The organism is Candidatus Peregrinibacteria bacterium, assembly GCA_030700255.1.
Lineage (GTDB): Bacteria > Patescibacteriota > Gracilibacteria > UBA1369 > JABINC01 > JABINC01.
In genome coordinates this window covers 1-24,360 of the sequence record JAUYJN010000045.1, presented here as the reverse complement: position 1 = coordinate 24,360, position 24,360 = coordinate 1, and the positions used below count along the sequence as shown (strand labels likewise).

The window sequence follows — 24,360 nt, the reverse complement described above, 5'->3', positions numbered from 1 at the left end:
TATTTTATTTATTGTGCTGCGGCGACCCCAAGTAGACTCAAAACCCCAGTTACCGAACCTGCGGCAGTGCCAATCATAACTTTCGTCGCTGCTGACATTTTCTTCTTTTTTGGCTTAGGTGGAACTGGTTGTTCTTGTTCTTTTTTTCTTGTTTGCATTTGGCTTTGACCGGGGATTTGCCCGGTAGCCTCGCCTGATTCGGTTAAACGCCGCCTATGTCCACCCCTCCTTGTAATACCACCTTCTATAGGCTCATCATTTTCTTCTCCTTTTATTGTGTGAGAAACTGTTTTTCCGGAAATCGCCTGAGATGACTTAGGGAGTGGTGCAAAAGGAAGCGAATGTGCTTTGGTTTTTGTTGGCATTTCAGAAAATTCTTTTGAACTCATACTGTCTCTATCTGATTGTTCAAACCTCTCATGCCCTGGATTCCCAAATATGTCATTCATCTTTTCATTACTAATACTGAGATTTCCTGTAGATATTTTTGGATGCAGAGGCTCAGATTTTGGAGCTCCGGCTTGCGACCTTACCTCCGCCCTTTTCGCAATCATATCCGGGTTTTTCCCAGCTCTTGCGAGCTGCACACCAAGTTCATCTCTCCAATTTGTACCTTGTAAAGCGAGCCGCGCACTCGGATCGACTGTATCTACAAATTGCTCCGGCACACCAAATTTATCCGTATAAACTTCTATTTTTTGTGAAGTTTCTTTGTTTTCCGCTATTATTTTTGTTTGCCTGCGGTCTGTTTTTTCTATGTCCATGATTTCAAATCCTCCATCTTGCAAATGAGATATCACTGACATTTCGCCTTTTTTCGCACAAACCGACATCATGGTATCTATATCGTTGTCTCCAAATGGATTCATTGATACGATATCTGTTTTTTTGTTCGCCTTTCTTGCTTCCAGATCTGCGCCTGTCAAAACTTCCAAAGTTCCATCCGGTTTTTCTGCGAGTACTGATGGGGTACTCAGCGAGGTACCTTCTCCGGTTGATATTTTTTCAATTTGCTGATCTTCTATCGCAGCAAAAAACTTGAAACAAAAGAACATATACTCTCTCTCATGAGAATTTTCATTTGTTAATACATCATTCAAAGTCCCTGCAATCACGCACTGTTTTACAAAATCCGCCAAAAGATCAAATACCATTCCGGAGTCAGCATAATCCTTGAACTCATCCGGAATATCTGTGTTCTTAAGGTACAAAGATTTCATAAATCTAGGGAAATGCTTACTTCTGTACTCAAAAGGCTCCGACCTCGAATCAAATCTCTTATCTTGCATCCGATCCCACATATGTGGAAGATATGGATGTTTTTCTAATTTAAGCACCTGAGGATCCGATAGCTCACTTAGAACTATTTTTAGAAATTCGACTCCGCGTTGTATTGTTATCCTTTTTTTCATTTAATTTTTGCTTATGGTGTCGGCTTCATCTTTGCGACGGAGAGCTTCAGATCCTACCTTTTTCATGTATTTTTTCTCGCAATAAGTAGCGAAGCGGTAATATGCTCCATAACTTTTCCAATAATCCCATTTACGTAATGACAACGAAAGATTTACGAAATCATTTACCATACCCGCTTCTTGATGTGGTTTTGGTAAAAGCCCTCTGCTTTTTAAGTTCGCATAAGCCTGCGGGAATGCAACTTCCAATGAGAGATTCCTCATACCTTCAGGATCCTTACTACTTTCAAAGTCATTTTGCACAGCATAGAACAAATTCTCATTTTTCAAATGCACTATTCCCTCTCGGCTAACTCCTTGATTTATCAATTCACCAAGTCTCTGACCTTTCCCGGGAGATATGATTTCACCAATTGGACGATCTGTCTGCGTAAGCCCTCGAGTAGTACCGGCTATCGTTCCGGCAGCTACCCATGCCCATGGATGATTTATTATGTGCTCAAGTGCCGCCTGCGGATCCCTCTTTATAATCAGTTCTCTCAGCGCACCACTAGTATTAATAACGAGAGTCATTATCCCTACGCCTAGCCCACCGGCCAAACCTAAATTTTTAAGTGTATATGCTCTTTCAGATGCGTTTTTTGGCTTATCAGTATACGGCTTTGTTTTGTAATTTTTTTGATTAGCCGGCAAGCTATCAATTACTGCCGAAATTTCTTCAACAACTTCAGTAACCTTAGCTTTGTATCTCCTTGCATCTCCAATGACATCGGAAGATTCATCATCTTGTCTGGCTTTCAGTTGGACGTACAGATCAACTTCATTTGAAGTTACCATATGAGTTTTTTGCATTATACCAACTGCACGAGACTGATAACCCTCAGGGATTTTTGCCATAAGATGTACCCTCTGATCGGATGTCATACCGGATGAAACCAGCTTGAGATAAGATAAATCAAATACCATATCTTCGGTAACTGCCATGAAATCCAAATTCGTTAAAGATTCTGTGAACGCAAGTATCTCATCTTCATTCAATGGTGCTTTGCCGGCCACCTTTGTAAGAAGTGTCATTTTTGCAGGCTCCATAGTTTTATATTTTTCAAGTACCCATTGAAAATATGAATTTGGAGGAAGAGATTCCTCCAACTCTTTTGAAAGTTCTGCGAGCTCCTCCTCTGTAACTTTGGCAAGAATTTCAGCATTTTTGAACATCAATTCTAAAGCTTTTTTTGTTAAAGCAGATGTACTTTGCCCTTCATAGAATTCATCATAGCCAGGATCCCCCTCTTTCAAGTGTGGTCTTTTTGTTACGTCTTTCGGTTGATTTTTTTCTGCATTCATTTTTGTAATTCTTGTTTAGAGTTTTAAGATCCTGGTTACATAATTAACAAATGGCTCGCCCTTCCCTTCGATTTCCGGGATTTCGCGACTAAGTATGTTGCGAACGCTTGCTGCCGGCTGATCCCCAAGGTCTATTGTGATTTCGCCACCTCGACCGGTTAGCTGTAGATGAATAACTTTCACCTGTGGTGGTTTATATACAAGCCAGTAGCCCTTGATTTTGCTATAAGGGAAAAACTGAGTACCGTGCTGCACACCAAGTTCGGTAATAGCTGTAACTATGCCGGCTGGCTCGTGTTTTGAGTTCATGATGTACACGCCTGCAAATAGCAGGAATACCAAAGCGGTAGACCATGAGGCTGAATACAGTGAATACCAAAGTATTCCGATAAGTATAAGCCCTGCCACGACATACCAGGCTATCCCTTTGTCATGTTTTACAAACGAAGGGGATACCCATGAGATAATCACTTCACTGTGCTGATTTGGCAACGGTGAATCAATTACCTTTGCACTGGTTTTTACTTTCTCTTTTGCCATATTCTTCTTTGACGGAGTTAAATATTCATTAAAATCTATATATTTTAGCACAAAAACATATTTTTCGGAAGACTCCGGATCCATATAGGCCATACCCAAAAGAGGCTTGTAGAAGCCAAAAAAGCCCGCTTAATTATAAACGGGCTTTACTTGTATCGGAATATATTGTGTAGCATGCCCATGGCTTCGTCCAGGGTCTGGAGTGCTGTCGCACACCTTTTTTCGCAACGCAAGCTTCGCGCGTTGCGTGAGGTGTTATTTCACATAAGGGATCAACCCCATGAATCTAGCATTTTTGATAGCACCTGAAAGCATTTTTTGATACTTCAAAGATACGTTTGTGTAGTATCTAGGTACGATCTTACCGTATGATGAGATGTATCTATTAAACAAGTCTACATTTTTGTAATCAATATATTTTGTTCCTACTGATTTGAATGGACATTTAGATTTTTTCATTATCTTTGCGAATTTAAGTTTATAATAATTTAGAAATTGAAATCTTCGTTAGGATCAGCCGCACTAACGACTGGAGCCTCTTCTTTTTCTACCTCCGATTCTACCTCAGGGGCAACGGCGTCAACAGCTACTGCTGCTGAAGCAACTTTGTCAGCAACTGGAGCTACAGGTTTAGCTGGAGCCTCATCATATGATGCATCATCATCTTGATGGTAATCAAAATCATCATCTTCACCTGATTTCTTTTCAAGCATGATAAGATCTTGTACTACAACCTCTGTTTTGAATCTACGAACACCTTCTGGTGTATCCCAGCTTCTAGTTTTTAAGTATCCTTCAACATATAAAAGTTTACCTTTTCGTACGTATTTTTCACAAAGGTCGGCAAGTCTTGACCACGCAACTAGCTCATGGAACTCAGCTTGATCTTGTTTGTCGCCCGATGCACTTTTCCATTGTCGATTTGTTGCAAGTCCAAAAGTTACAATCTTTTGCCCGTTCTGTGTTTGACGGGTATCCGGGTCTCGCGTTACATTTCCGACTAGAATTACTTTGTTTACACTTCTCATAGTTCTTTCTATTAGTGATAATTAGAGTTTCAAATTTATTTAATTCGCATTATTAACTACAATGCCAAATCCGGATCATCAAGTACTGTATCAGAAGTACTCTTTTTCTTAGATTTAACTTCCTTTTTCTCTGCGCTCGGAGCGTCTGTTACTTTCTCATCAGTTTTTCCTCCCGGTTTTCTTACCGGAGCAACTGGTTTCTTACGTTTTTCCATAGCGGCTTCTTTGGCCTTAGTTGCTTCCATAGCCATACCTTCAAACTCTGCAAAAGTATACCTGGCCGGAACCTTGATTATCAAATCCCTAAGGACTTTTTGATCAAGACGAAGCTCGTTTTTAAGTTCATGCATACCGGTGCGACCTTCCATTGTAAAATGGTAGATTGCATAGAAACCCACATCATTCTTCTTGATAGTGTAAGCCATATCTCGCTTACCCCAAATCAATTCTTCTTTGATTCTGCCCCCGTTCTCTTTTACATAGCCCTTCACCTCTTCCAGGTGCTTTAGAGCCTCTCTTTCAGTCATATCTCCGGGGAGAATAACCATTAGTTCGTATGTTGTCATGCACAGAAAATTAAAATATTAATTGTATGATTATGCTCCGTTGGACCTAGCCATTTGACCGAATGTTTCAGCCTTGGGAGGTCATAGAGCGGGGGCACTTTAACAAAACCATTTCCTTAAATCAAGCGGTTTTTTCGGTTTTCACTTCCATTATGGGACTACATTGATGTACATTTTTTACGAAAATTACACTTTTTAAAAATGCTCCTCAAAAAAATACAACTAATTTCATTTCGCAATTTTGAAAAAATCACTCTGGATGTAGAGGAGAATATTAATATCTTCCTTGGCAAAAATGGAGAGGGCAAAACAAGTCTTCTTGAAGCTATAGCTATGCTCTCTATGCCAAAATCTTTTCGCACAAGCAATATAAACGATATGATTCGATTCTCATCTGATTATTTTCGAGTAATTGGGATATTTAATGACGATGACGGGGAGGAGAAAAAACTCGAGATCGCATACCAGTCAGGACCGAGAAAGCAACGTAGTCTCAAAATAAATAATGTGAAAAAATCAACCAAAGAGTTTTTAAGTGGAGTCTATATTGCGACTTTTGTCCCGGAGGATTTGTATTTACTTGATCTCGGCCCTACCAAAAGACGTGAATATATCAACCGAGTATTATCAAAATTAGATTTTATGTATCTGGATAATTTGAGCCGATATGAAAGAGCGATGAAAGAGCGCAATGCTGTGCTCCGAAGAATAAATGAAGGGCTTGCAGGACGAGATGAGCTTGAAGCATGGGACAGACAACTTATAGATAGTGGTGTTAAAATTATCAAAAAAAGATTAGAATTGTTATTTGAAATGAGTGGAGGTATTTCAAAAAAATACACCGAAATTGCAGCTAAAAATGATTCAGTATATACGGCGTATGTTTCAAAAATCCATGAAATCCTTGGCGAAAATCATATATTGAAATATCCATTTGAAACTACTGACCTTGAAGAATTATTTAGAAGTGCACTGGAAAAAAGGGTGGATCGCGATATAGCGACCAAAGTTACCTCAGTCGGCCCCCATAGGGATGATATTTATTTTTACTTAAAGGACAAAAGTATGGAGCAATTTGCCTCACGTGGAGAAAAACGAACACTCCTACTCGCTCTCAAAGTGACCGAGCTTGAAATAGTAAAAACATATACTCTCCGATGTCCGCTCCTACTCCTGGATGATGTATTTTCAGAACTTGATAATGATAGGCAAACCCAACTTTTACATCTGGTTGAACCTTATCAGACATTTATCACAACCAATTCAGAGGAACATTTTTCTAATTTCAAAAAGGCCAAAGATGTTTGGCGATTTGCAAAAGGCACTGCAAACAAAGCGTAGGCTTGTTGGTAAATGGTTTTTATGTTATAATTCATAGATATTTTAAAGTATCTTTGAATGAATGCAGTTACCGAAGCCGTGTCGAGTGCTATGAGTGTTGATGTGAATATCATGAAAATACTGATTTCTTTTCTTTTGGCGTGTTTTCCGGCATATATTTGGGGATACATATATTATACCAAGCAGCCGGAACCTAGACGCCTAGTTGCTTTGACTTTTTCCGCGGGCATTGTTTCAGTTATCCCTATCTTACTTTATAAATTCAGTTGGAATTTCTTCCCAAGTCTTGAGATATTTTTAGCTACCGATAAATTAAGTCATATTACAATATCACTTCTCTCACTCGTTACAATTCCACTAAGTGTCATCATGGCATTTTTGTTCGTTGGTTTGATTGAAGAATACATGAAACATTTGGCAGTTAAATTCATCGATAATGATAAATTCATGACTATAGATGACGCTATTGAATATAGTATTATAGCTTCACTCGGGTTCTCTTTCGTAGAAAATGTAATGTACTTTTATTTTATATGGGTGGGCCAAGGTGCAGAGCCTTTTTTCATGGCATTTATATTCAGATCAATATTCTCAACATTTGCACATATATTGTTTTCCGGAATGTATGGTTATTTTTATGGGGTCGCCCACTTCTCCTCGCCAATTTTTCAAGAAGAAATTAGAAGTAAGCGAATGTGGTTTACCAGACTGCTACACAAACTAACCGGCGTCCGTTCAGAAAAACTATTCCACAGAGAGAAAGTAATAGAAGGTCTCGTAGTTGCAATCGCTTTGCATGCTGTATTTGATGTATTCTTGGAGGTTGGATGGACTTATGTAATCCTACCTTACCTCGTTATAGGATATCTCGTACTTGATTATTTATTTGAACGAAAACAAGACCATATAAACTATGGGAAGTTGCTAGAGCAAAGAACTTCTGACAAGGTAAATTAGAGAACTCTTGTAATCCTATGTTTATCTGATATACTGGTCGTCAGCTCTATAGTCCAGAGTTTTTATTTTCTTTTGTTTTATTCGTAATGGGAAATCAGCAAATCATTGTAAAGGGAGCGAGGATCCACAATCTTAAAAATATAGATGTTGAAATCCCTAGAGATAAACTAACAGTTATCACCGGATTATCCGGTTCCGGTAAATCTTCACTCGCATTTGATACGATTTATGCGGAAGGCCAAAGAAGATATGTAGAAAGCTTATCAACTTATGCCAGGCAGTTTTTGGGGCTGATGGATAAGCCTGAAGTTGACTCTATAGAAGGACTTTCTCCGGCTATTTCGATAGATCAAAAAACTGCCTCTAGAAATCCCAGGTCTACAGTTGGAACAGTTACAGAGATATATGATTACCTTCGACTTCTTTATGCTAAAATCGGAAGACCACATTGTCCGGAATGTAATGAATCGCTATCCAAGCAATCATCAAGTCAGATTGTAGAATTTGTCGCTGATATGAAAGAAGCGGTGAAGCTATTGCTACTTGCGCCATTGGTTCGAGGACGCAAAGGAATGCATGAGCATATTTTTGAGAAAGCAAAAAAGAGTGGGTTCGTAAGAATCAGAATAGATGGAGATGTTTATAACATCCTTGAGCTACCGGAAATAGATAAAAATAAGAAACATAATATTGAAATTGTCGTTGATCGTCTTGTTGTCAAAAATTTCAAAAAAACTTATCAAAAACTTTCTACCGGAGAAAAAATAGAAACGCCAAATCCTGAAAGATCAAGATTGGCTGACTCTATCGAAACCACACTTAAGTTCGGAGAAGGTACTATGCTAGTCCAAGATAATGATACAAAAGAAGAATGGTTATTCTCAGAAAATTTTGCATGTCCAAATCATGCTGAAGTTTCACTCCCTGAAATAGCACCTAGGAATTTCTCTTTTAATTCCCCACATGGGGCATGTGAAACTTGCCATGGACTTGGGACAAAACTTGAAATAGATCCACTACTTGTTATTCCAAATACAAAACTGACACTTGCAGAGGGTGCGATCCAGCCATGGGCCGCAACAACATCTCACCTAACTTGGTATAATAGAATTCTTGCGGCCGTCGCGGCCAAAAAAGGATTTTCTATAAATTCCCCTATAAATAAATTAAATGATGAGCAAATTGAATTGGTTTTAAATGGAACCGGAGATGAGGAATACAAGGTCAGCGTAGAACAATCTATCAATTCTTCCGTAGGACAATATAAGACAAAATACGAAGGGGTTATTCCTAATCTTGAAAGAAGATATCGTGAAACTGATTCTGATTATGTTAGAAGGAAGCTGGAAGAATACATGAGAATACTTCCGTGCCCATCATGCAAAGGTAAAAGGCTCAAAGCTGAAATACTTTCTATAACAGTAGAAAATAACTCCATTATAGATTTCACTGAGTTATCAGTTGATGCTTCAAGGGAGTTTTTCAAAAAAATGAAGTTAACTACTAGTGAAAAAATCATCGCTGATCCAATTGTAAAAGAAGTTCTCGATAGGCTTTCTTTTCTTGAGAATGTCGGATTATCTTATTTAACTTTAAATCGTACTGCCAACACCTTATCCGGAGGCGAGGCTCAACGTATCAGGCTCGCAACTCAAATCGGATCCAGATTGCAAGGAGTCCTATATGTTCTTGATGAGCCATCAATTGGGCTTCATCAAAATGATAATGAAAAATTAATAAAAACTTTGGTAGGACTCCGTGATATCGGGAACACTGTAATCGTCGTTGAGCATGACATAGATACTATGCTTAGTGCTGATTATCTACTCGACATCGGGCCGGGCGCCGGAAAGCATGGCGGAGAAGTTGTTGCCGCAGGCACCCCTGCAGAAGTTATGAAAAATAAAAACTCAGTTACCGGAGAGTACCTTTCGGGTAAAAAAGAAATTCCTATCCCGAAAAAAAGACGAAAAGGAAATGGACACTTTTTAGAAATTTTGGGGGCACGTGAAAATAATCTAAATAACGTAAACGTAAGATTACCGCTTGGAACATTTATAGGTATATCCGGAGTTTCCGGATCCGGTAAGTCTTCACTTATAAACGGGATTTTAGTTAAATCATTATCGTCTAAATTAAATGGAGCAAAAACAACTTCCGGTGACCATGATGAAATAAAAGGTGTTGAACATTTGGACAAAATTATCAATATTGATCAATCTCCTATTGGACGGACTCCTCGTTCAAACCCTGCAACCTATACAAGTATATTCTCTGACATTAGAGAACTATTCACAAGTATGCCGGAGTCAAAACTTAGAGGTTATAAATCAGGAAGGTTTAGTTTCAATGTAAAGGGTGGTCGTTGTGAGTCATGTGAAGGAGATGGAGTCAAAAAAATTGAGATGCATTTCTTACCGGATGTGTATGTCCCATGTGAAGTATGTCGTGGTAAACGTTACAATGATCAAACCCTTGAAGTTACATATCGTGGGAGAAATATCGCGGAAGTACTCGACATGACTGTTGATGAAGCACTTGAGTTTTTTGCAGCGATTCCAGCCGTCAAGAAAAAACTTACAACCCTTTCTGAAGTGGGACTCGGATATATTCATCTCGGACAACCGGCGACACAACTCTCAGGTGGTGAGGCTCAACGTATCAAGCTTGCAACGGAACTTTCCAAAAGAGCAACCGGTCAAACTTTTTACGTCCTTGATGAGCCGACAACCGGGCTTCATTTTGATGACGTTGCAAAACTACTTCAGGTCCTCGAAAGACTTGTTGAAAAAGGCAACACTGTACTCACTATCGAACACAATCTTGATGTTATAAAGTCCGTCGATTACATCGTAGACCTCGGCCCTGAAGGCGGGGCACATGGAGGTGACATTGTAGCGACCGGAACTCCTGAAGAAATAGCTGCGCAAAGCAAAACATCTCTAACCGGTAAATGGCTTAAGAAAATTGGGCTGTAACCGAAATATCAACTACTTCCTTCCAAATCTTTTCTCAAGTTCTGCGAAGGTTAAGTTAAGCATTGTGGGACGGCCGTGGGGACAGGTGTATTTTTGGTCTTGTTCGTCCATTTGGCGAATAAGTGAAATCATCTCTTCAGGTGTTAATGGATCACCGAATTTGATGGCACCACGGCAGGCCATGTAGCAAATAGCTGCATGCTGAGGTTCTTTAAGTTTTTTCGGGTCATTATTTTTGAGGTCATCTATCACTTCGAGAATCACTTTTTGTATATCGGATTTTATAAGTGCGGTTGGCACTGCGTGCACATGGAAAATATTCCCACCGAATGGCTCGATTTCAAAACCAATGCCGGATAGCATATCGAGATTTTGTTCAAGCAATTGGACTTCACTTATAGAAAGTTCAAGATCTATCGGAACTAAAAGTCTTTGAGTTTCAACGTCTGAATTTCCGTTATTGTTTTGTGTATCTTGTCGATCCTGCGCTCGCTTCAAAAAATAATTATACAAAACTCTTTCATGCGCAGCATGCTGATCTATGATAACGAGCCCCTCCTCCCCATGAGCAAGAATATAACTATTTGCAATCTGGCAAATTGGAGTAAGAGAAGTTTTTGTGGTTTGGATTGTATCATTCTCTTCGTAGTGATGAATAATTGGCTGATGCATTCTTGGTTTTTGTAGCGTGTCATAATCAAGCATTGTTTCAGTAAATTTAAGTGCAGCGTTCACAGAAGCTTGAGTCGGTTTATCTGAAGCATTCGAAGTGGAAAATAGCTTCTCTGTCTTCCAATAACTTCTAACTTCTCCGGAAAATTCCGGTGAAAGTGAATTTGTTTCAAGTGCTTTTTTGACTGAGGCAGTGACGACTTGGAAAAGTTCACTTTGATATAAAAATCTAACTTCAAGTTTTCGCGGATGGACATTTACATCAACTTTTTCAAAAGGAAGATTTATATTAATTACAAAAAATGGGAATTTTCCATGTGGCAAAAGTGAATGAAAAGCCTTCTGCACTGCTGCAGAAACTGTTGCGTTTTTTACCGGACGATTGTTTACAAATAAATACTGGCTACTCCTACTTGATCGAGCAATCCCGGGTTTACCGATAAATCCGGAAATCTTAAGGTCATCTGCAAGGTACTGGATAGTCAAAAGTTCTTTTGCAATCGTATTCCCAAAAACCTGTGTCATACGTTCAAGTGAATTTGCGGCCGGAGTGTATTCAGCTATTAGCCGACCATCATGCACAAGCTTGAGATGTAGTTGTGGGTGAATTAGTGCGACCTCTGTTACATATTGAGTAATGTAATTGAATTCAGTTTGATCGGTCTTCATAAATTTCATACGAGCAGGCGTATTGAAAAAAAGATTCCTCACAGTAACCCTCGTACCTTCCGGCATTCCGTAAGGCTCTATATCCGTTAAATTCCCACCTTCACATACAAGAATACTACCGGTGTTAGAATAAGTACGTGATGCGATTGACATTTTGGCAACCGAACCAATACTCGCGATAGCTTCTCCACGAAAACCCATAGTTGAAATCTTTACTAAGTCTTCCTCAGTTCCGATCTTGCTTGTAGCATGCCTCTCAAATGCAAATGGTAAATCTTCAGGAGAAATACCGTATCCGTCGTCCGTTATTCTAATTAGTTTTTTTCCTCCGGCTTCCACTTCCACAGTTATAGTAGACGCATTTGCGTCTATGCTATTTTCAATAAGCTCTTTCACAACTGAGCTCGGTCGTTCCACGACCTCGCCTGCCGCTATTTGATTTACCAGATTATCCGGAAGGATGTGGATTTTATTCATTTTGCATTTTTTTAAGTTCTTCTAATTTCGCCAGAGCTTCCATCGGAGTCATGTTCATTGGGTCTATGTTTTGTAGAGCGGCATGTGTGCGCTCCAGATGTTCCGGGATCTTAGATACTTCTTGCTTATGAGTAATTGGCGTAAATAAATCTTGTTGTGTGTCAGACACGCGCTCACGTTTCAAAGAATTTTGGATTCCTTTTTCGACAACTCCTTTTTCCAAAGTTTCCATTATATTATTTGCGCGGTTTATGATGTCGCGAGGGAGGCCGGCTAGCCGGGCGACCTCGATTCCGTAAGATCTATCAACTCCACCCGGTAAAACTTTGTGAAGAAAAACGATCTTTTTTTCCGGCTGATCTTGAACATTATTATCAATTTCCGCAACTTGAACCGACCAATTACAAGCGTTCTCTAACTTGTCAGCGACCGCTATTAATTCATGATAATGAGTGGCAAATAAAGTCTTTGCTTTAATCTGATCATGAACGTATTCAAGGATTGCCCAAGCTATACTTACCCCATCGTATGTTGAAGTCCCGCGCCCGATTTCATCCAAAATTATCAAACTTTTTTTCGTTGCATTGTTAAGAATATTTGCGGCTTCTTGCATCTCGACCATAAACGTACTTTGACCTTTTGCAAGATTATCAGAAGCCCCAACTCTAGTAAAAATCCTATCCGTAAGTGGGATACGCGCCGATCTCGCCGGTACAAAAGAGCCTATATGTGCGAGCAAAGTTATCAATGCAACTTGCCGAAGGTAAGTTGATTTACCGGCCATGTTTGGACCTGTTATCAGCATGATGTAATTTTCATCCTCTGATAAAAAAGTATCATTAGGCACGAACGAATTTTCAAAACTTAAACTCTCAATAACGGGATGACGACCATCTATAATTTCCAAAGCATTTACAATTTGTTCATCACTATCAATATTTTCTGTTTCAATAATTTCGGGACAAACGTAATTTCTTTCTTTTGCAATAATTGCGAAACTCGTTAACGCATCCAGACATCCGACCATGTATGCAGTACGTTGGATCGCCTCGGTGTCTTGCAAAATACGCTGACGCAATTCTTCAAACAATTGTCTTTCGATTAAAATTATTTTCTCCTCTGCGCCAAGTATTTTTTCTTCGAGTTCTTTTAATTCAGGTGTGATATAACGCTCGGCATTTACCAAAGTTTGTTTGCGAATATAATCTTCCGGTACAAGATGTTTGTTTGCATTTGAGATTTCTATGTAATATCCGAATACGTTATTGAATTTCACTTTTAGCGAACCAATACCTGTCCGCGCGCTTTCGCGCGTGGCCAATTCAACTAATATATTCTTCACATTTCTTGAAATCTCTCGGAGCTCATCTATCTCTGCGTTGCAACCACTTGCTATAACCCCACCATCTTTGAGCGTCGCAGGTAGCTCATCAAGAAGTGAAGAATCAATATGTGCAACAAGTTCACTATGATTACTAAGCCCTCCATTTATTTCTTGCAGAACCTCACTCTGAGTTTCTGTTATCCATTCTTTTAGATGCGTGATTTTTCCGAGCGACTGAGATAGCGCCGCGATATCTCGCGGCGCACATGAATTCAAAGAAATTTTTCCAAGCAATCTTTCTATATCATTCACCTCTTTCAAAATATTTCGAATTTCTGATTTGAGAGTCACATTTTCAAAAATCTCTTTTACACCATTCAATCTTTTCTCTATACACTCCTTATCTTGTAATGGTCGAAGCAACCAATTCCTAAGTCTTCTCGCGCCCATTGCAGTTGAAGTTTTATCAATCACATTTAAAAGTGAGCCTTCTCTGTCCGAATCACGCAAAGTAAAAATCAACTCAAGATTTCTTATGGTCGTCTCATCCAAAGTCATAGAATTGTCCACTGAATACGTACGAAGAGAATTTATATGAGATAAATTCGTCTTTTGAGTTTCTTTTAAATATTCAATCAAAAGCCCTGCCGCCTCGGTCAAAAGCTCTTCTTTTTCAAGCCCAAATCCTTCGAGATTTTTTACTCTAAAATGATTTATCAATACATCTCGCTTACCTCGAATAGTTGAGAAATATGAAATATTAATTTGCCCATCATATATTATGTCTGCAATTTCGCTATCTTCATCGAGCACAATCTCAGCCGGCTGAATACGCATCAATTCTTCATTCAATTTATTCCTCTTCACTTTTACAATTCCAAATTCACCCGTAGTAACATCACAAACAGCCAATGCAAAATTTTGCGACGGTGTATCAAATTCATTATTACCACGTAGATAATTTTCAGGAACAATCGAAACTATATAATTATTTCCACGTTCATCCAAAACTGCATCATTTAAAGTTGTACCGGGAGTTATGATCCTGACCACCCCTCTCTCAACAATACTTTTCTCACTTTGTCCCGCTAAAGCGGGAGTGGTTAACTGCTCACAAATCGCAACATTTTTTCCGGCTTTTGTAAGTTTTGCTATATATCCTTCAGCAGCATGATATGGGACCCCGCACATAGGAACTTCATTGTCTCCACCTTTGCCACGAGCCGTTAGTGTTATACCAAGTATCTTTGAAGCTATAATCGCATCCTCTCCAAACATCTCATAAAAATCCCCAAGCCTAAACCAAAGAATAGCATTTTTATTCTGGGCTTTTATTTCCAGATATTGTTTCATCATCGGTGTAAGTTTTTTTTCTGTCATTTTTACCTTAATTTTCTACGACTATACATAATGTAGGATTAGAAGCTTAATCCAACGAAAATCTTCTCGCAAGAAGAAATTAAAACATTTTTAATAAAATATTAAAAATAATTAGCTCTAAATTTTAAAGAATTTTTAACTTTATTTGGTATAAATTTACATTCAAACCCTTTAATTTACTACAATGCCAAATAATCAGAAATTTAATTATGCCTTTATAGATGGACAAAATCTATATCGTGGCACAAAAAAACTAGGCTGGGAACTTGATTACAAGAAATTACGGATATATTTACAAGAAAAATACCATGTACGCAAAGCTTTTATGTTCGTAGGCTATATAAAGACAAATGAATCACTTTATGAATTCCTCCGCAAAACAGGGTATCAACTCATCTTCAAACCAATTACCATCACGAAAGAAGGGAAGGTTAAAGGCAATGTGGATGTTGATTTAACTGTACATACACTCATAAATATAGTGGATTACAATCGAGCAATCATTATCAGTGGAGATGGCGACTTTTACGCCCTACTCCAACATCTTATATCAAGAAATAAACTACAAAATATCATGCTTCCCAATAAAAACGAATGCTCTTGGATGCTTAAAAGATTTAGAAAATACTTTGTGGAAATGAACGATTTACAAAGTAAACTAAAGTATAAAAAAAGCGCTTCCGAGTTCTAGACCGCAGAAGCGCTGTGAGGAGGAGTATCATAAGGACTTACCCATTACGCATGCCCCCTCGTGTGATTACGGATGAATCATATCAAATTAAGTAGAAAAAGTCAATTTAGTACATAGCTATCCTACCTCCGAATGTCTGACCTACTCGGTACACGCCTGCACTCCCGAGCCTACCGCCACGAAGTCCAAATAACTTAAAACCAAATGGTGTTGTACGTGGTCTAACGCTATATATAAGGTCTTTTGGAGTTACTGTATTTTTCATAGTCTTTTTTGGTTATTGATATTGATATTGAAATATTGATTTTTTATTAAGCTTATCTATACGACCTGATAAGTGCTACGACTACACCTTGAACCTTCAATTCAGATAGCGCGTATATGTCGTTGTATTCAGCATTTTCTGCTTTTAAGAAAAATTTATCATTCTCCTTGACTAGTCTCTTGATAGTATTTTCACCATCGATGAGTGCGACTACGATATCGCCAACCTTCGCCGCCTTTTGCTGACTTGCGACCACTAGATCTCCCTCGTATATACCGGCATCAATCATGCTCTCTCCGGTAACTTTTAACATAAAAGATTTCTCTGGATGTGGAACGAACCGCTTATCTACATTGATGTGATCAATTACATGCTCTTCAGCAAGGGCAGGTCCACCAGCAGGTATCATGCCAAGCAATTCCAGCTTTGCCGTCTCCATGCCTTGCTCCATAGTTTCACGGACAGAAGATAACATCTTAATACCACGAGGAGTTGGATCTTTCATAAGGTACCCCTTTTTCTTGAGACCATTTAAATGCTTAAGAATACTATTATCAGACGAAACATTAAAATTCTCACGCATTTCTTTGAACGTAGGGGACTTACCGAAGCTATACTGATATTCTTCTATATAGTCCAGTACGGCCTTCTGTTTTTTTGTGAGCTCTTCCATAGTGTTGTGGTTAATGATACTTAATAGCTTGGTAAGCAACGCCTCACGGTGAGGATACGCACCCATCATAGGTGAGGAAAACTACACTGTCAATAGTTTTTTTATAGAAAAAATAAAACTATATGCTATAATGGAAAAGATGGTTTGCTTCGCACCTTTATTCTCAACGCAAGCTATCGCGCGTCGAGTAGCTCCTGTAGTTAAATGGATATAACGACCCTCTCCTAAGGGGTAATTATAGGTTCGATTCCTGTCGGGAGCACCAAGTTGGAAGCTTTAATTAAGCTCTAGCCAGATTTCATTTCTTCTCATGAACCATGGATTCCATGGTGGGTCGTATTGTGAAAATAACTTATTCGTCATATCCACCAAAATACATCATATTAAGTTCTGTGAAACGCCCCTCTCTGTACATGCGCGATAGTGCGCCTGATGATTTACCGACTTTTTTTGCGACCGTTTGTAAAATGCCCATATATTCTTCATAAGCTGAAATCTCTCCTGTAACGAGTGACACAGCTGTTTCACACATAGCCTCTTCAAATTTCTCATCTATGATTCGAAGCATTGGCTCACCTCTTTTTTCTGCATTTGTGTGCGCCTGCCAATGAATACTTTCATGAAGTCCAACTTGTTTTAGCTGATCAACACCTGCCATAGATTGAACTGCAGCGTCCGCAACCAATGTGTCGAATTTCGTTTCTTTTGTTCCGGTATGAAAAACTCCGCCTATTTTTTTACCATCCCTTTGCCCTAAATCTTCTACTCTATCATTTAATATAGAATTACCCGTTTCAGCTTGAACTTCATTTGTAGCTTCCAAACAAGCGGCCATTACTTCACGTTGTTCTTCTATGTATGGGGCAAGTTCATAAGTTTTCACCTCTGATCTGCCATAATTACCATCGTTTGCCGCTACTGATTCAGTAACTGTCACTTGATAATTAGCATCGTTTGCCGAATCCATAGCCTGATATTCATCAAGCTCTCTTTCACGCGCCTGCATATGCTCTGCAAGATTTGACATATAAATTTGTTATTTAGTTTGTAATACTAAAACTTTTGCAGAAAAAGTCAATAGCTGAGTTTACGGGTGGGGCTTTTTATGTTATAATAATAGATGTTTACTGTAACCTTTGACTTGTTTATCCGTTATTACCTTCACGCAACCTAATAAACTTGATGTACCCAATCATAATTACAGTACCGCATGCGAGTTCGCAGATAAGCGATCCGAAGATTTTGGAGAGACTCGCACTAAATGAATACGAAATTTTTAAGTTTAGTGACCCATTTACGGGGGATTTAGCGGATTTTACATGCGCTTCTTTTAAGCACGCCGCAGGCGTGCACCGGCTAGTTTGCGACTTGAATCGTGCACCAAATATTCATGATGCATTTCATTCTCATGATTTTTTTGGACGCAAAGTTTTTAAAGACGGTTTTGAATTTACTGTAGAGGAAAAGAAAATTAATTTAGAAAAATACTGGTGGCCGTTTCACAATGAGATCATAGATTCTATTTTTAAACTCGAAGAAGAAGATAATAGCGTCATCCTACTTGTAGATTTACACAATACCTCTGGTGACCACCCGATAGGCGCAACCGGTAAATACATGCCAAGTGTGATTATTTCAAATTTGGGCAAAGGCACTGAAGGGCAGGAAGAAGGCAGTTCACTTTGTTCGATTCCTATGAAACATCTATCTTTTTTCAAAGAGCATATTTCAAAAAAACTTCATGTAGAAGTTGATATGAATACAATTTACAAAGGCGGATACAATATAATCTGGACCAAACAACTCCGTGAAGAACTTAAATTAAATGCCAAACTCTATGCCGTACAAATCGAGTACAATCTAGATTATGTATTCAATCCAATTAGCAAAAAAATTGACCGCGACGCCATGCATATAATGTACCGTGCATTTAATTCTGCTATACAAGAGCTATATGAACGACTTTGGTCAGAGGAAAACAAAGTTGTAATCGAAACGGTTGGCGTACCTACAAAAAAGACTGCGAAATAAGAATATGTTGGTGTAGACTACGGCCATGGAAATATTAAAAGGTAAAAAAGAGGATCTTGAGAAAAAAGCTGCTGATTTAGTTATTGCTCAAATTGAGTCTTTGGATGCGGTAGTTCTTGGCTTGGTTGGTGGTAACTCTGTTACTGGTGTGTATTCTAAACTTTTTGAAGCAGATATAAATTGGTCAAAAGTTCATATTTTTATGGTGGATGAAAGGTGCGTCCCTGTCACTTCCGAGGAAAGTAATTTTAAAGGAATTTACGAGAAATTTCTTAGGGAATTAGTTGCGACTGGTAAACTACCAGAAGAAAATATACATCCATTTCACTTTGATGAAATTCATGAAGAAAATTGCGTAACTGAATATAATGAGGAATTTAAAAAGATAAAAAGTCAAAACGGCTTGTTTGAGCCGAGAAATGAGCCGAAAAGTCTGCACGTGCAGACTTTTGATATCGTAATTTTGAGTGCAGGTGAGGATGGGCACATAGGCTCACTTTTTCCAAATCATGCCTCTATAAATGATGAAAGCGATGGGTTTATTGCTGTGAATGATTCGCCGAAGGCGCCGAGCAAACGTATAAGCGCATCAAGAAAAATGCTCGAAAACTCAGATATGGGAATTTTATTATTCTTCGGGGAAAATAAACGCGAAGCTTTTGAAAACTTCCAAGATGACAAACTCCCCGTAATAGATTGCCCTGCAAAACTCGTAACACAAATGAAGGAAGCCTACATCGTTGCCGACCTTAATTACTTGTAATTAAAAAAGCATCTTGCCATTCATAACCTCTGGGACTTTAAGCCCCATCATTTTTAGAATTGTAGGTGCGATACTTGAGAGGCCTTCGACTCCTGGTTCGACTTTTAGGAAACCATCTGAAGTTGGTGTTGGCTGCCCGTCCCGGGACGGGACTTTATTTTCAAATTCTTCCCCGACGAGTATAGCCGGAACGAGTGAATAGCTGTGAGATGGGCACTGATCTCCATTTTCTGGGTAGATCATGTGGTCTGCATTGCCATGATCGGCTGTAATTAGAATTTGGTATCCATGTTCTTTTGCTGATGTGATTACTTCTCCGACTTTACCATCTACAAATTCCACTGCCTTTAGTGCCGCAGAATAACTCCCTGAATGTCCAACCAAATCGGCATTAGAATAATTCATAAGGATAAATTCGAAGCCTTTTTCCATTCCTTTTATAGCTTCTCTAGTCACACCATCTGCATTCATTTCTGGAGTTTCATCATAAGACTCGACCTTTGGTGAAGGGACAAGCGAGCTATCCTCACCGTCATATGGTTCTTTTCTCTGACCATTGAAGAAGAATGTTACATGAGCATATTTTTCAGTTTCTCCGATACGAAGTTGCTTGAGTCCTGCTTTTGAAACCGTCTCACCGAGACCATCTTTTACATTTTCTGGAACAAATACCACTGGGCAAATTTTTGAATAAGGTCCGAAGCATACAAATGAAGGTCGGACTTTTTTCTCATATTCGAATGAATTAAACTCCGGTTCAGTAAAAGCGCTTGTGAGCTGAGCCGTTCTGTCCGTTCGGAAGTTAAAGAAAATCAGATCTTCCTTTTCGTTAACAAGGCCGTCTTCGTCCAAAACAATTGCATCTATGTAGTAGTCTGTATCTGCACCACGAGCGTATGCATTATCGATTGCTTGCATTGGATCTGTTTCTTTTGTTCCTTTACCAAGAGTCATCATGTCGTATGCAACTTGCGTGCGCTCCCAATTCTTATCTCTATCCATCGCATAATACCTCCCAATAATTGTAGCGATTTTCCCAATTCCGAGTTCTTCTATCTTATCTAAAATTTGCTGAATAAATCCTTTTGAACTTTTTTCTGGCACATCACGTCCATCTGTAATTGCATGGATGTATACTTTTTCAATTTCATATTTCTTGGCCATTTCCATCAATGCGAACATATGAGCAAGGTCGCTATGAATCCCTTTGTCAGATGTCATTCCAAGTAAATGAAGTTTCCCACCCGTAGCTTTCACATGCTGCATCGCATTTTTCAAAGGCTCGAGCTCAAAAAATGAGCCATCTTTTATAGAATTATTTATCTCTGCCATCGGTTGATAAATTCTGCGCCCCGCTCCGATAGTTAGATGCCCTACTTCAGAACCTCCAAGCCCACCTTCTGGAAGACCAACATGTTCTCCGCATGCATGAAGAGTAGTCCAAGGATAATTTTCCTTGAGTGAGTCCATAACTGGAGTATTCGCATTTGTTATGGCATTCCCATCATAGGCCTCTGCCTCACCCCAACCATCGATCACCATTAGGATTGTTTTTTTTACGTCCATGTAAAAATTTCTAATTAATTCTAAAATGCCACAAATACAAAACTGATATTACACATGATTTTCCAAAACATGGAACTCTGTTGAATCAACCGGCAAACTTGATTTTTCAACTTTTAATGACGGTTCAAATTCTAAGCCAACCTTACCTACTTCTTTTAAGAAATCTCCGACCGGACCAAATTCACCCTCTGAGTGCTGCATAGGTATAACTATTTTTGGATCAACTTCTTCATAAACTTTTGAAGCCGTCTTCGCATCCAGTACCCCTGCACTACCAACCGGAAGAAAAACGACATCCGCATCCCCTAGTTTTTCCAAAATCGCCTCATCCAAAACGTGATCAAGATTTGGCAAGTATAATACTTTAACATCATCAAGCTCAAAATTGTAAATTATTGTTGAATCATTTCCGTAACTTACACTTAGCCCATGAACCAACACCTCACGCACTTCGTATTCTCCCGGCCAATCAATGAAACTATTTGCCTCAGCATCCTCATGTTTATCACTTGAAAAAAGTGCAAGATCAAACTTTGGCATACCTTTTTTCGGATTAAGTGCTACTGCTACCTTCTTCCCTTTTAAGTGGAAACTTGTGTCTCCATAATACGTAATATCCATGTTTTTTTAATTAAAAGTTTTTTAAAATTAAGTCGTGGGCGATAATAGTATACTCATCCAAATTTGACAATGGTATGTCGAATTATATTAAAAAAACACTTGAGAATATCTTTTGTATCTGGCATCTTTTGGTAGGCAAAATTTAACCAACTCAAAAATGCAAATCACAGATGTACATGCTAGGGAAGTACTTGATTCTCGCGGGAATCCGACAGTCGAAGTAGAGGTAACTGCTGGAGACTTAATGGCACGTGCCATAGTTCCAAGCGGAGCATCTACCGGTATACATGAAGCGGTTGAATTACGCGATGGTGACAAAGGCAGATATGGTGGGAAAGGGGTTTTAAAGGCAGTAGGAAACGTGAATGGAGAATTGAAAGAAGCAGTCATGGAATATGACGTGTTCGATCAAATCGGACTTGATAAATTGATGATTGAGCTCGATGGAACGCCAAACAAAGGGCGGCTCGGGGCCAACGCAATTTTGGGAATTTCTATGGCTACGGCACGAGTCGCGGCTATGCATAAGAAAGTTTCTCTTTTTGAATACTTTTCTGAGAAAAATAATGGCGTAAATAAGCCAACTCGACTCCCTGTACCTATGATGAATGTTATCAATGGTGGAAGTCATTCTGATTCGAATGTGGATTTTCAAGAATTCATGATTGTGCCAATTGGCCTGCCGACCTTTAGGGAGGCACTTCGAGCGGGAGCGGAAGTTTTTCACGCACTAAAAAAAGTTTTAAAAAGTAAAAATTACACAACTTCAGTTGGGGACGAAGGTGGTTTTGCACCAAACTGCAAATCAAATGAAGAGCCGCTTGAACTAATAGTTGAAGCGATTACTGCTGCCGGATATGTTCCCGGAAAAGATATCGCAATCGCCATGGACGTTGCCGCATCTGAGTTTTATGAAAACGGTAAATACATGCTTAAAAAAAGTGGCGAAGGTGAGAAAACATCTGATGAAATGATTGAAATTTATGAAAAACTTATACAAAAATACCCAATAATTTCTCTGGAAGACAGTCATGCCGAGGACGACTGGGAGGGATTCGCACGAATGCAGGAGCGCCTCGGAAGCAAGATTCAGCTTGTAGGGGATGATCTCCTTGTGACAAATACTGAACGACTCGCACGGGCTATCAAGGCAAAAAGTTGCAACTCAATTCTCATCAAATTAAACCAAATAGGAACAGTCACCGAAGCTATGGAAGCTATAGAAATGGCACATGAAGCCGGATGGACGGCAGTCGTAAGCCACAGATCAGGTGAGACGGAAGATACGACAATCTCAGACTTCGTCGTTGGTATGGAAACAGGCCAGATCAAAACCGGCTCACTCTGCCGTTCTGAAAGAATCGCAAAATACAACCAACTTCTAAGAATCGAAGAAGAACTCGGCGACAGCGCTAAATATTTCTGGGGATAAATTATTTTACAATTTTGATACTATCTCGTCTTTTTTGGACTTTTGATTCTCGCCGAGGCCTATCTTCTTCAGCGAATACTTCATCAGCCTTCGCCATCCTAAGCTGAACAGCTGCGATCTCCGCCCTCTGCCTCTCAATAAGGAATTTCGTCATATAATATCCTATAAATTGACCTGGAGTTATGTTGTCAGGAAGGGTTTCAACTACCAATATCCTTAAATATTCCTCCGCTAATTGGATAATTTTAATAAAAGCCTCTTTAGGTATAATACCGGTACGCACAAAACAAAAAGATCCTAATAAAGCTTTTTTCCATGTTTCTCTAAGAAACTTTGAATTCTTTATGCACATATCCATCTCAATCAAAGCTGTACCAACCTTTATCTGATGCCGTCTCCACGCCTCACCACCACTTGTAATATCTTGTGTATCAGGAATACCGGAAGCCATAAACGTACCTGTTCCAGTTGATCCATCACCACAAAAATCCGCCTCATATTCGGAAGAACCCGTAACAGAGGCCATCGCTCTAGGAAAAGCGAATATTTTTCCCATATAAAAATTTAAATATTGCGTATTATGATACCAATATTAAATAATATGTCAAATCCGCCTTTTTAAACTTTGCCGTTTAGTCGATCGTCTAACTTTTTGTAAATATTGAAAAGTCTTGTAAATGCGATGTCAACTCCACCGCCAGGCATGATTAGTTCAAAACGTCTCTTGCGAGCGTCTCTTTTTATCTTCGATGGTTTCACTGTTCCTTCTGTGAAATTTGGTGCATGAACTATGTTATCCAGCTCTCTTAATTCGAATGTATTATTAATCATGTCATTTATAGCTGCAAATGCCTCTTCTTTGTCCGGGTCTCCATCGGCAAGATCCATAACCATCGTAAGCGTTGCCGCACTCATATTTGCCGCCATAGTATTTAACTTATTTTTTTCAGATGTTTCGGATAAAGCATCAATTTTATCCTTCAAACCCCTAAGCCTATCTTGAACCTGGTCCGGAAGACTTATATTTTGCTCTAACTCCGACCCCCGTATGTTTGACTGAATTCCCATGTTTTTCTTTTAATTTTCACCTAAGTATAGCAAAAAATCATATTTTCAACAAGTAATGGTGAGTTGATTTTCATGTGTATTTGTTGCGTAAAAGTATTTCAGCTTATAATTTTCTCCATCTGTCTTTTCTTCAAATATTTTTCATCCAGCACATGGGTAAGTTCATGATGTTCTTTGCAAAGTCGCACTAAATGTCTCGGATCATGACTGCTCTGAATCCCAAATCGTATCGTATGATGCGTATTTTTTGCATCCCTCATACATCCTCGCACTTCGCATTTCGTACCGGCTCGCTCGCTGATAACTCGTTTCACTTTCGCAGGAATATTTCTCCCGACTTCTTTGCCATCAACTTTTTTCGCCAGTTCATCCGCCACTACTTCATCAGCTATCATATTCTCTCTCTCATTAACCTGCTCATATCGTTCATCAAGCATTTTTTCTAAAATTTCATTCACATCAAAACCTTTCGCGTTAAGTTCGTTAAGTTTTTGGACAACATTTTCACTCAGTTGAAAATCAAGCCTCGAAACATCCTTCGAATTTATTTTATCATCGATTA

General features: G+C 39.0%; 22 protein-coding genes, 1 tRNA gene and 1 pseudogene. 8 read left to right on the top strand and 16 right to left on the bottom strand.

Annotated elements, in window-relative coordinates:
• Positions 1–8 precede the first annotated feature (8 nt).
• The 6 genes from Q8P68_06445 to rpsF all read right to left on the bottom strand — a co-directional run bounded on the left by Q8P68_06445 (position 9) and on the right by rpsF (position 4,890).
• Positions 9–1,412, bottom strand: coding sequence for a hypothetical protein (locus tag Q8P68_06445; GenBank protein ID MDP4008797.1), 1,404 nt, complete (start codon positions 1,410–1,412; stop codon positions 9–11).
• Entirely contained in the window at positions 1,413–2,756 is a 1,344-nt protein-coding gene (locus tag Q8P68_06440) for a hypothetical protein (protein ID MDP4008796.1), read from the bottom strand.
• Positions 2,757–2,771: 15 nt separating this feature from the next.
• Positions 2,772–3,389 carry a hypothetical protein gene (locus Q8P68_06435; protein MDP4008795.1) on the bottom strand — a complete coding sequence of 206 codons (618 nt, stop codon included), beginning with the start codon at positions 3,387–3,389 and terminating at the stop codon, positions 2,772–2,774.
• 162 nt (positions 3,390–3,551) lie between these two features.
• Positions 3,552–3,755 carry a 30S ribosomal protein S18 gene (gene rpsR / locus Q8P68_06430; GenBank protein MDP4008794.1) on the bottom strand — a complete coding sequence of 68 codons (204 nt, stop codon included), beginning with the start codon at positions 3,753–3,755 and terminating at the stop codon, positions 3,552–3,554.
• A gap of 29 nt (positions 3,756–3,784) precedes the next feature.
• Positions 3,785–4,324, bottom strand: a complete 540-nt coding sequence (gene ssb / locus Q8P68_06425) for a single-stranded DNA-binding protein (GenBank protein MDP4008793.1) — start codon at positions 4,322–4,324, stop codon at positions 3,785–3,787.
• Positions 4,325–4,380: 56 nt separating this feature from the next.
• Positions 4,381–4,890 (bottom strand): 30S ribosomal protein S6, encoded by a 510-nt coding sequence (gene rpsF, locus Q8P68_06420; GenBank protein ID MDP4008792.1) that lies wholly within the window; start codon positions 4,888–4,890, stop codon positions 4,381–4,383.
• 201 nt (positions 4,891–5,091) lie between these two features.
• Here rpsF and recF point away from each other — a divergent pair, with 201 nt between their 5' ends.
• The 3 genes from recF to uvrA all read left to right on the top strand — a co-directional run bounded on the left by recF (position 5,092) and on the right by uvrA (position 10,166).
• Positions 5,092–6,231 (top strand): DNA replication and repair protein RecF, encoded by a 1,140-nt coding sequence (gene recF, locus Q8P68_06415; protein ID MDP4008791.1) that lies wholly within the window; start codon positions 5,092–5,094, stop codon positions 6,229–6,231.
• Between the two features lie 57 nt (positions 6,232–6,288).
• On the top strand, positions 6,289–7,188 hold the full coding sequence (locus tag Q8P68_06410; protein MDP4008790.1) for a PrsW family glutamic-type intramembrane protease: 900 nt from the start codon (positions 6,289–6,291) through the stop codon (positions 7,186–7,188).
• A gap of 86 nt (positions 7,189–7,274) precedes the next feature.
• Complete coding sequence (uvrA, locus tag Q8P68_06405; GenBank protein MDP4008789.1) at positions 7,275–10,166, top strand: excinuclease ABC subunit UvrA; 2,892 nt, start codon at positions 7,275–7,277, stop codon at positions 10,164–10,166.
• Between the two features lie 12 nt (positions 10,167–10,178).
• Here the strand turns inward: uvrA and mutL are convergent, their stop codons facing one another.
• Positions 10,179–11,984: a DNA mismatch repair endonuclease MutL gene (gene mutL / locus Q8P68_06400; protein MDP4008788.1), complete on the bottom strand. Its 1,806-nt coding sequence runs from the start codon at positions 11,982–11,984 to the stop codon at positions 10,179–10,181.
• Complete coding sequence (gene mutS, locus Q8P68_06395; GenBank protein ID MDP4008787.1) at positions 11,977–14,688, bottom strand: DNA mismatch repair protein MutS; 2,712 nt, start codon at positions 14,686–14,688, stop codon at positions 11,977–11,979. Before mutS ends, mutL begins: the two co-directional genes overlap by 8 nt.
• 184 nt (positions 14,689–14,872) lie before the next feature.
• Here mutS and Q8P68_06390 point away from each other — a divergent pair, with 184 nt between their 5' ends.
• Positions 14,873–15,379: an NYN domain-containing protein gene (locus Q8P68_06390; GenBank protein MDP4008786.1), complete on the top strand. Its 507-nt coding sequence runs from the start codon at positions 14,873–14,875 to the stop codon at positions 15,377–15,379.
• 106 nt (positions 15,380–15,485) lie between these two features.
• On the opposite strand, the gene Q8P68_06385 is transcribed toward Q8P68_06390, so the two are convergent.
• Both Q8P68_06385 and lexA read right to left on the bottom strand, forming a co-directional pair.
• Complete coding sequence (locus Q8P68_06385) at positions 15,486–15,644, bottom strand: hypothetical protein (protein ID MDP4008785.1); 159 nt, start codon at positions 15,642–15,644, stop codon at positions 15,486–15,488.
• Positions 15,645–15,696: 52 nt separating this feature from the next.
• Positions 15,697–16,317 (bottom strand): transcriptional repressor LexA, encoded by a 621-nt coding sequence (lexA, locus tag Q8P68_06380; GenBank protein ID MDP4008784.1) that lies wholly within the window; start codon positions 16,315–16,317, stop codon positions 15,697–15,699.
• Positions 16,318–16,507: 190 nt separating this feature from the next.
• Between lexA and Q8P68_06375 the strand changes: the two genes are divergently transcribed.
• Positions 16,508–16,582, top strand: a tRNA-Arg gene (locus Q8P68_06375).
• A gap of 87 nt (positions 16,583–16,669) precedes the next feature.
• On the opposite strand, the gene Q8P68_06370 is transcribed toward Q8P68_06375, so the two are convergent.
• Entirely contained in the window at positions 16,670–17,344 is a 675-nt protein-coding gene (locus Q8P68_06370) for a hypothetical protein (protein MDP4008783.1), read from the bottom strand.
• A gap of 155 nt (positions 17,345–17,499) precedes the next feature.
• Between Q8P68_06370 and Q8P68_06365 the strand changes: the two genes are divergently transcribed.
• Both Q8P68_06365 and pgl read left to right on the top strand, forming a co-directional pair.
• Positions 17,500–18,348 carry an N-formylglutamate amidohydrolase gene (locus tag Q8P68_06365; GenBank protein ID MDP4008782.1) on the top strand — a complete coding sequence of 283 codons (849 nt, stop codon included), beginning with the start codon at positions 17,500–17,502 and terminating at the stop codon, positions 18,346–18,348.
• A gap of 25 nt (positions 18,349–18,373) precedes the next feature.
• Positions 18,374–19,111 (top strand): 6-phosphogluconolactonase, encoded by a 738-nt coding sequence (pgl, locus tag Q8P68_06360; GenBank protein ID MDP4008781.1) that lies wholly within the window; start codon positions 18,374–18,376, stop codon positions 19,109–19,111.
• On the opposite strand, the gene gpmI is transcribed toward pgl, so the two are convergent.
• Positions 19,112–20,677 (bottom strand): 2,3-bisphosphoglycerate-independent phosphoglycerate mutase, encoded by a 1,566-nt coding sequence (gene gpmI, locus Q8P68_06355; protein ID MDP4008780.1) that lies wholly within the window; start codon positions 20,675–20,677, stop codon positions 19,112–19,114. It abuts the gene before it with no gap.
• A gap of 48 nt (positions 20,678–20,725) precedes the next feature.
• On the bottom strand, positions 20,726–21,298 hold the full coding sequence (locus tag Q8P68_06350) for an MBL fold metallo-hydrolase (GenBank protein MDP4008779.1): 573 nt from the start codon (positions 21,296–21,298) through the stop codon (positions 20,726–20,728).
• Positions 21,299–21,455: 157 nt separating this feature from the next.
• Between Q8P68_06350 and eno the strand changes: the two are divergent.
• Positions 21,456–22,776, top strand: a pseudogene (gene eno / locus Q8P68_06345) (phosphopyruvate hydratase).
• Here eno and Q8P68_06340 read toward each other — a convergent pair.
• The 3 genes from Q8P68_06340 to Q8P68_06330 all read right to left on the bottom strand — a co-directional run.
• Entirely contained in the window at positions 22,732–23,286 is a 555-nt protein-coding gene (locus tag Q8P68_06340; GenBank protein ID MDP4008778.1) for a hypothetical protein, read from the bottom strand. The pseudogene eno and the gene Q8P68_06340 sit on opposite strands and share 45 nt — an antisense overlap.
• Positions 23,287–23,348: 62 nt before the next feature.
• Positions 23,349–23,798, bottom strand: coding sequence for a hypothetical protein (locus Q8P68_06335; GenBank protein MDP4008777.1), 450 nt, complete (start codon positions 23,796–23,798; stop codon positions 23,349–23,351).
• Positions 23,799–23,896: 98 nt separating this feature from the next.
• A partial coding sequence (locus tag Q8P68_06330) for a hypothetical protein (protein ID MDP4008776.1) occupies positions 23,897–24,360 on the bottom strand: 464 nt, incomplete at its 5' end.

Excerpts from the sequence above, each read along its gene's own strand:
- Q8P68_06365 (MDP4008782.1), top strand. The coding sequence starts at position 17,500 with ATGTACCCAATCATAATTACAGTACCGCATGCGAGTTCGCAGATAAGC.
- Q8P68_06335 (MDP4008777.1), bottom strand. The coding sequence starts at position 23,798 with ATGGGAATTCAGTCAAACATACGGGGGTCGGAGTTAGAGCAAAATATA.
- mutL (MDP4008788.1), bottom strand. The coding sequence starts at position 11,984 with ATGAATAAAATCCACATCCTTCCGGATAATCTGGTAAATCAAATAGCG.
- Q8P68_06340 (MDP4008778.1), bottom strand. The coding sequence starts at position 23,286 with ATGGGAAAAATATTCGCTTTTCCTAGAGCGATGGCCTCTGTTACGGGT.
- Q8P68_06370 (MDP4008783.1), bottom strand. The coding sequence starts at position 17,344 with ATGTCAAATCTTGCAGAGCATATGCAGGCGCGTGAAAGAGAGCTTGAT.
- Q8P68_06390 (MDP4008786.1), top strand. The coding sequence starts at position 14,873 with ATGCCAAATAATCAGAAATTTAATTATGCCTTTATAGATGGACAAAAT.
- ssb (MDP4008793.1), bottom strand. The coding sequence starts at position 4,324 with ATGAGAAGTGTAAACAAAGTAATTCTAGTCGGAAATGTAACGCGAGAC.
- rpsR (MDP4008794.1), bottom strand. The coding sequence starts at position 3,755 with ATGAAAAAATCTAAATGTCCATTCAAATCAGTAGGAACAAAATATATT.
- gpmI (MDP4008780.1), bottom strand. The coding sequence starts at position 20,677 with ATGGACGTAAAAAAAACAATCCTAATGGTGATCGATGGTTGGGGTGAG.
- mutS (MDP4008787.1), bottom strand. The coding sequence starts at position 14,688 with ATGACAGAAAAAAAACTTACACCGATGATGAAACAATATCTGGAAATA.
- uvrA (MDP4008789.1), top strand. The coding sequence starts at position 7,275 with ATGGGAAATCAGCAAATCATTGTAAAGGGAGCGAGGATCCACAATCTT.
- lexA (MDP4008784.1), bottom strand. The coding sequence starts at position 16,317 with ATGGAAGAGCTCACAAAAAAACAGAAGGCCGTACTGGACTATATAGAA.
- recF (MDP4008791.1), top strand. The coding sequence starts at position 5,092 with ATGCTCCTCAAAAAAATACAACTAATTTCATTTCGCAATTTTGAAAAA.
- pgl (MDP4008781.1), top strand. The coding sequence starts at position 18,374 with ATGGAAATATTAAAAGGTAAAAAAGAGGATCTTGAGAAAAAAGCTGCT.
- Q8P68_06440 (MDP4008796.1), bottom strand. The coding sequence starts at position 2,756 with ATGAATGCAGAAAAAAATCAACCGAAAGACGTAACAAAAAGACCACAC.
- Q8P68_06435 (MDP4008795.1), bottom strand. The coding sequence starts at position 3,389 with ATGGCCTATATGGATCCGGAGTCTTCCGAAAAATATGTTTTTGTGCTA.
- Q8P68_06445 (MDP4008797.1), bottom strand. The coding sequence starts at position 1,412 with ATGAAAAAAAGGATAACAATACAACGCGGAGTCGAATTTCTAAAAATA.
- Q8P68_06410 (MDP4008790.1), top strand. The coding sequence starts at position 6,289 with ATGAATGCAGTTACCGAAGCCGTGTCGAGTGCTATGAGTGTTGATGTG.
- Q8P68_06350 (MDP4008779.1), bottom strand. The coding sequence starts at position 21,298 with ATGGATATTACGTATTATGGAGACACAAGTTTCCACTTAAAAGGGAAG.
- rpsF (MDP4008792.1), bottom strand. The coding sequence starts at position 4,890 with ATGACAACATACGAACTAATGGTTATTCTCCCCGGAGATATGACTGAA.
- Q8P68_06385 (MDP4008785.1), bottom strand. The coding sequence starts at position 15,644 with ATGAAAAATACAGTAACTCCAAAAGACCTTATATATAGCGTTAGACCA.